Consider the following 1,154-nt stretch of genomic DNA (forward strand, 5'->3'; position numbering starts at 1 on the left):
CGGTGACGAGGGCATGCCGCGGCGCTACGCGGACTACCTGCCCACCGATGGCTTCACCACGCTCAACGTGATCTCCACGATCGGTGCCTTCATCCTGGGCATCTCGACGCTGCCGTTCGTGTGGAACGTGTTCAAGAGCTGGCGCTACGGCGAGCCCGTGACGGTCGATGACCCCTGGGGTTACGGCAACTCGCTGGAGTGGGCGACCTCGTGCCCGCCGCCGCGGCACAACTTCACCGAGCTGCCCCGGATCCGTTCAGAGCGCCCGGCGTTCGAGCTGCACTACCCGCACATGGTCGAGCGGATGCGTGCCGAGGCCCACGTGGGCCGCACGCATCACCCAGAGCTCGAGTCTGCGGACAGCTCCAGCTGACGGGTGGCAGCATCCGGGGGTGAGCACGTCGAGGATGTTTCGATGATCGGTGCTCCGCGAGAGCGCTCGTCGGTACTGATCACCGTCACCGGAGTCGATCAGCCCGGTGTCACATCGGCGCTGTTCGAGGTGCTCGCCCGCCATCAGGTCGAACTACGCAACGTCGAACAGGTCGTGGTCCGCGGCCGGCTCACCCTGGGTGTGCTGGTCGCGGCGCCGGCTGAGACGGTCGACGGCGATGCGCTGCGCAGCGACGTCGAGACGGCGATTCACCGGCTCGGCCTGGACGTGACGATCGAGCGCAGTGACGACATGCCCGTCATGCGCGAGCCTTCGACCCACACCATCGTGGTGCTGGGCCGGCCGATCACCGCCGAGGCGTTCAGTGTGGTGGCCCGTGCGGTCGCGGGTCTTGGCGTCAACATCGACACGATCCGCGGCGTGTCCGACTACCCGGTGACCGGCCTGGAACTCCGGGTTTCGGTGCCGGCCGGCGCCGCGTACAGCCAACTGCAGTCGGCGTTGGCCCAGGTGGCCGTCGACGAAGGCGTCGACATCGCACTCGAGGATTACAGCCTGGCCCGGCGGGCCAAGCGGCTCATCGTGTTCGACGTCGACTCCACCCTGATCCAGGGCGAGGTCATCGAGATGCTGGCCGCCCGGGCCGGTATGGAAGCACAGGTGGCCGCTGTCACCGAAGCGGCGATGCGCGGCGAACTGGATTTCGCCGAGTCCCTGCACCGCCGGGTGGCGACCCTGGCCGGTCTGCCCGCCTCCGTGC

At 68.4% G+C, this 1,154-nt stretch carries 1 protein-coding gene and 1 pseudogene; both read left to right on the plus strand.

Annotation, left to right across the window (positions count from 1 at the left end; all coding sequences use genetic code 11):
- Nucleotides 1-373: pseudogene (locus ACWGPE_RS19100) on the plus strand (hypothetical protein); the annotation flags it as partial.
- A 42-nt stretch (nucleotides 374-415) separates the two neighbouring features.
- The coding region (locus ACWGPE_RS19105; protein WP_452049330.1) for an ACT domain-containing protein at nucleotides 416-1,154 on the plus strand (739 nt) is incomplete at its 3' end.

Source organism: Agromyces sp. NPDC055658 (assembly GCF_053618155.1).